The organism is Bradyrhizobium genomosp. III (genome assembly GCF_000261705.1).
Lineage (GTDB): Bacteria > Pseudomonadota > Alphaproteobacteria > Rhizobiales > Xanthobacteraceae > Bradyrhizobium > Bradyrhizobium ottawaense.
Window position 1 is genome coordinate 1 of record NZ_AJQF01000295.1, and the last position, 4,619, is coordinate 4,619.

The 4,619-nt window shown below is 66.3% G+C and carries 4 protein-coding genes and 1 pseudogene; all 5 read left to right on the forward strand.

Features of this window, described 5'->3' with window-relative positions; all coding sequences use genetic code 11:
* Window positions 1–270: 270 nt before the first annotated feature.
* The gene (gene miaB / locus IC66_RS0124680) at window positions 271–1,665 is read left to right on the forward strand and encodes a tRNA (N6-isopentenyl adenosine(37)-C2)-methylthiotransferase MiaB (RefSeq protein WP_038949434.1); all 1,395 of its coding nucleotides are present in this window, start codon (window positions 271–273) and stop codon (window positions 1,663–1,665) included.
* Window positions 1,666–1,729: 64 nt separating this feature from the next.
* Window positions 1,730–2,728: a PhoH family protein gene (locus IC66_RS0124685; RefSeq protein ID WP_028139517.1), complete on the forward strand. Its 999-nt coding sequence runs from the start codon at window positions 1,730–1,732 to the stop codon at window positions 2,726–2,728.
* Between the two features lie 60 nt (window positions 2,729–2,788).
* Window positions 2,789–3,298: an rRNA maturation RNase YbeY gene (ybeY, locus tag IC66_RS0124690; RefSeq protein WP_028139516.1), complete on the forward strand. Its 510-nt coding sequence runs from the start codon at window positions 2,789–2,791 to the stop codon at window positions 3,296–3,298.
* Window position 3,299: 1 nt separating this feature from the next.
* Window positions 3,300–4,418 (forward strand): hemolysin family protein, encoded by a 1,119-nt coding sequence (locus tag IC66_RS0124695; protein WP_028139515.1) that lies wholly within the window; start codon window positions 3,300–3,302, stop codon window positions 4,416–4,418.
* Window positions 4,415–4,619: pseudogene (locus IC66_RS43635) on the forward strand (apolipoprotein N-acyltransferase); the annotation flags it as partial. The gene IC66_RS0124695 and the pseudogene IC66_RS43635, both read left to right, overlap by 4 nt.

A 4,619-nucleotide genomic window follows, 5' to 3' on the forward strand; every position in this document is an offset into this window, starting at 1 on the left:
GCCGCCGGCGCCGGATCGACATTCGATGATATGCGGCAATTGCCGGAGCTGGTCCGACGGATCGAACCGGCCCGCCCCGTGAGGTAGCCTTTGACCGTCATTCCGGGGCACGTGCAGAGCGCGTGAAGCCGGAATCTCGCCCAAAACCTCCGGATTCCGGGACACGACTGCATCGCACCCCGGAATGACGGCCCAGGAGGCTCCATTCGCTGGATTTTCGTCCCTCCAACCTATATTTGAGGGCCGTTCTCCACCACAATTCCGGGTTCCATGACGCCGCCGCGCAAGCTGCACATCAAATCATATGGCTGCCAGATGAACGTCTACGATGCGCAGCGCATGGTGGACACGCTGGCTCCGGAAGGATTCGTGGAGACGGCCAGCGCTGATGACGCCGACCTCGTCATCCTCAACACCTGCCACATCCGCGAGAAGGCCTCCGAAAAGGTCTATTCCGAGCTCGGCCGATTGCGCGTCGCCAAGGACGAGGCCGCGCGCGCGGGCCGCGCGATGCAAATCGCGGTCGCGGGCTGCGTCGCGCAGGCCGAGGGCGAGGAGATCGTGCGCCGCGCGCCTGTCGTGGACGTCGTGGTGGGACCGCAGAGCTATCATCACCTGCCGGAGCTGCTGAAGCGCGCCGGCAATGAAGGCCGCGCGATCGAGACCGAGTTTCCCGCCCAGGACAAGTTCGGCTTCCTGGCTCAGCCCAAGCCCGACGCGATCCGCGCGCGCGGCATTTCCGCTTTCGTCACGGTGCAGGAAGGCTGCGACAAGTTCTGCACCTTCTGCGTCGTACCCTATACGCGCGGTTCGGAAGTCTCGCGCCCTGTCGCCAAGATCGTCGACGACGTGAAGCGGCTTGCCGACAACGGCGTGCGCGAGCTGACGCTGATCGGACAGAACGTCAACGCCTATCATGGCGACGGACCGGACGGAAAAACCTGGCCGCTCGGCAGGCTGCTCGAGCATCTGGCGACAATTCCCGGCATCGCGCGGCTGCGCTATTCGACCAGCCACCCGCGCGACGTCGACGACAGCCTGATTGCAGCCCATCGCGATCTCGGTGCCCTGATGCCGTTCGTGCACCTGCCGGTGCAGTCGGGCTCGGACCGCATTCTGGCCGCCATGAACCGGAAACATACCGCCGATGATTACCGGCGGGTCATCGACCGTTTCCGCGCCGCGCGCCAAGACATTGCTTTTTCATCAGATTTTATCGTGGGCTTCCCCGGCGAGGGCGACCAAGATTTTCTCGCCACCCTCGCGCTTGTCACGCAAATCGGCTACGCTGCGGCTTATTCGTTCAAATACTCCGCCCGGCCGGGAACGCCGGCCGCGGACATGCAGGAGACGGTGTCCCCCGCCGAGATGGACCAGCGATTGGAGCGGCTCCAGGAACTGATCGACAGCCAGCAATCGGCCTTCAACAAGGCTGCGATTGGCTCAACGGTCGACGTGCTGTTCGAGCGTCCGGCCCGGAGGGACGGCCAGATCGTCGGCCGCACCGCATTCCTGCAGCCCGCCCACGTAATGGCCTCGCCCGACATCATCGGACAAATCCTGCCTGTCAGGATCGACAGCCTCGAACGCTACAGCTTTCTCGGTGAGCTCGTGACGCCGCGTGGGGCGCGCGAGCCCGCTTTATCGCCAGCCATCGGAGCCTGAACCCTTGCCAAAAAGCGCATCGGATTCGTCTTCTCTCGCTCCCAGCCGCAAATTTGACCGCGACATGCAAGTTCCGCCCGAGACCCAGGTCGTCATCGACTTCGACGACAACCGCGCCGCTTCCGCGCTGGTCGGCCCCTACGGCCAACATCTGGCGCAGATCGAGCGGCGGCTCGGCGTCGTCGTCGATTCCAAGGGCAACCACATCACGATCGGCGGCACGCGCGACGGCTGCGACGCCGCACGCCGCGTGCTGGAGATGCTCTACGCGCAGGCCGTGAAGGGGCAGGATCTCGACCAGGGCGAGGTTGAGGGCGCGATTCGCGCGGTCATCGCCCAGGGCTCACTGTTCGAGTTCGACGCCAAATCGGCCAAATCGGCGACCTTCGACAGCATCAATCTGCGCAAGCGTCCGGTGCGCGCACGCACCGCCGCGCAGGACTCCTATATCCGCGCGCTGAAGCGCCACGAGCTGGTGTTCGGCATCGGCCCGGCCGGCACCGGCAAGACCTGGCTCGCGGTCGCGCATGCCGCGCAACTGTTCGAGCGCAAGGAGGTCGACAAGATCATCCTGTCGCGTCCGGCGGTGGAAGCCGGCGAGCGGCTCGGCTTCCTGCCCGGCGATCTCCGCGAGAAGGTCGATCCTTATCTTCGCCCGATCTACGACGCCCTCTACGATCTCATGGATGCGCGCATCGTCGAGCGCGCGCTCCAGACCGGCGAGATCGAGATCGCCCCGCTCGCCTTCATGCGCGGCCGCACCCTCACCAACGCCGCCATCATCCTGGACGAGGCGCAGAACACCACGTCGATGCAGATGAAGATGTTTTTGACGCGCCTCGGCGAGAACAGCCGCATGATCGTGACCGGCGATCCCTCGCAGATCGACCTGCCGAACGGCCAGACCTCGGGCCTGGCCGAAGCGACCCGCCTCCTGGGCGGCGTCGAGGGCATCGCCCAGGTTCATTTCAAAGCCGAGGACGTGATCCGCCACGAACTCGTGGCGCGGATCGTCGCCGCCTACGAAGGCTCGCCGCAGCGGCCGGCCGCCGGCAAATCCTGACGAGGCAACAGCCGGACCCAGAGGGCGCGGACACGGCGCCCTTTCGTCCCAGACAACACAATGTCCCATCCCAACCTTCCCATGACCGAGGTCCTCGTCGTCGCCGATTGCTGGCAGCGCGAGCCCGATTCCGAAGCCGTGATCCAGCGCGCGGTTGCGGCCGCCGCTGAGAGTGTCGACGAAGACGTCGCCGAGGCGGAAGTGGCGGTGATGCTGACCGATGATGCCGGCATCCGCACCCTCAACAGCAACTGGCGCGGCATCGACAAGCCGACCAACGTGCTGTCGTTTCCCGCGCTCCAGCCGGAGGGCGAATGGAAGCCGGGCGATGCGCCGCGCATGCTCGGCGATATCGCGATCGCCTACGAGACCATGCGGCGCGAGGCGGACGAGGAACACAAGCCGTTCGACCACCATTTGAGCCATCTCGCCGTGCACGGCTTCCTGCATCTGATCGGCTACGACCACGAGAACGACGGCGACGCCGAGGAGATGGAGGCCCTGGAGACGCAGATCCTGGCTCACCTTGGAATTCCCGATCCCTATGCAGACCGCGCAGGGACACACTGAGATGCCGGACTCCGACCCGATTCAAGACAACCCGCGCCACACGGCCAATCTGCCGGCCGTGGTGACTCAGGGCGAGGTGATGCGCCCGACCGCCGATGGCTGGCTCTTGCGCGCCATCCGCACGCTGTTCGGCTGGAAGGCGGGATCGGTGCGCGACGACCTCCAGGTCGTGCTCGACGCGACGACGCCCGACGACACCGGCTTCTCGGCGGTCGAGCGCACCATGCTGCGCAACATCCTCGGTCTGCACGAGCGCCGCATCGCCGACGTCATGGTCCATCGCGCCGACGTCATCGCGGTGAAGCGCGACATCCCGCTCGGCGAGTTGATGGACCGCTTCGAGAGCGCCGGCCATTCGCGCCTCGTGGTCTACAACGAGACGCTCGATGATCCCGTCGGCATCGTCCATATCCGCGACCTGCTCGCGTTCATGACCGCGCGTGCGCGCGTGTCGGAAGCCACCAAGACCAAGCGCAAGAAGCCGCTGCCGGCCGGGCTCGACCTCCGCGCCGTCGATCTGGCGCTGCCGCTCGAGGAAGCGCGCATCATCCGCAAGCTGCTCTATGTGCCGCCGTCGATGCGGGCGATCGACCTGCTCGCGCAGATGCAGGCCACGCGCATTCACCTCGCGCTGGTGGTCGACGAATATGGCGGCAGCGACGGGCTGGTTTCGCTCGAGGACATCGTCGAGCAGATCGTCGGCGAGATCGACGACGAGCACGACAGCGACGAGCCGCCCTCGATCGTGCGCCTGCCCGACAATGCCTTCATCGCCGACGCCCGCGCCAGCCTCGACGACGTCCGCTCGGTGATCGGTGAGGATTTCGTCACCGGCGAGGCCGGTGAGGAAGTTGAGACGCTCGGCGGCTATCTCGTCAGCTTCGTCGGGCGCCTGCCGGTGCGCGGCGAGGTGATCTCGGGTCCCGGCAATTACGAGATCGAGGTGCTCGATGCCGATCCGCGCCGCGTCAAGCGGCTGCGCATCTCGACGCGGAAGGAGCGTCCCGCGCCGCGCACTCAGCGCGAGAGCCGGCGCCGCGAGGCTACGCCGGACAGCGGTCAATCGCCGGCCAACGACACGCCCACCCCGCCGCCAAGCGACGGGACCGGCCAACAGTGAGTCCGTTCCAGCGACTTCGACAGATTGCGCTTGCCATCATCCTCGCCTGGGGATGGAAGCGCGCCGTCATCGCCATGGGGTGCGGAGCGCTGTCCGTGCTGGCGTTGGCGCCGTTCAACCTCTTCCCGGTGCTGTTCATCACCTTCCCGGTACTGGTCTGGCTGATCGACGGCGCCGGCGCCGGACGCTACGGCGGGGGCC

What these genes read in the sequence shown, in the direction of transcription:
- miaB (WP_038949434.1), top strand. Translation starts at nt 271, where the DNA reads ATGACGCCGCCGCGCAAGCTGCACATCAAATCATATGGCTGCCAGATG.
- IC66_RS0124685 (WP_028139517.1), top strand. Translation starts at nt 1,730, where the DNA reads ATGCAAGTTCCGCCCGAGACCCAGGTCGTCATCGACTTCGACGACAAC.
- ybeY (WP_028139516.1), top strand. Translation starts at nt 2,789, where the DNA reads ATGTCCCATCCCAACCTTCCCATGACCGAGGTCCTCGTCGTCGCCGAT.
- IC66_RS0124695 (WP_028139515.1), top strand. Translation starts at nt 3,300, where the DNA reads ATGCCGGACTCCGACCCGATTCAAGACAACCCGCGCCACACGGCCAAT.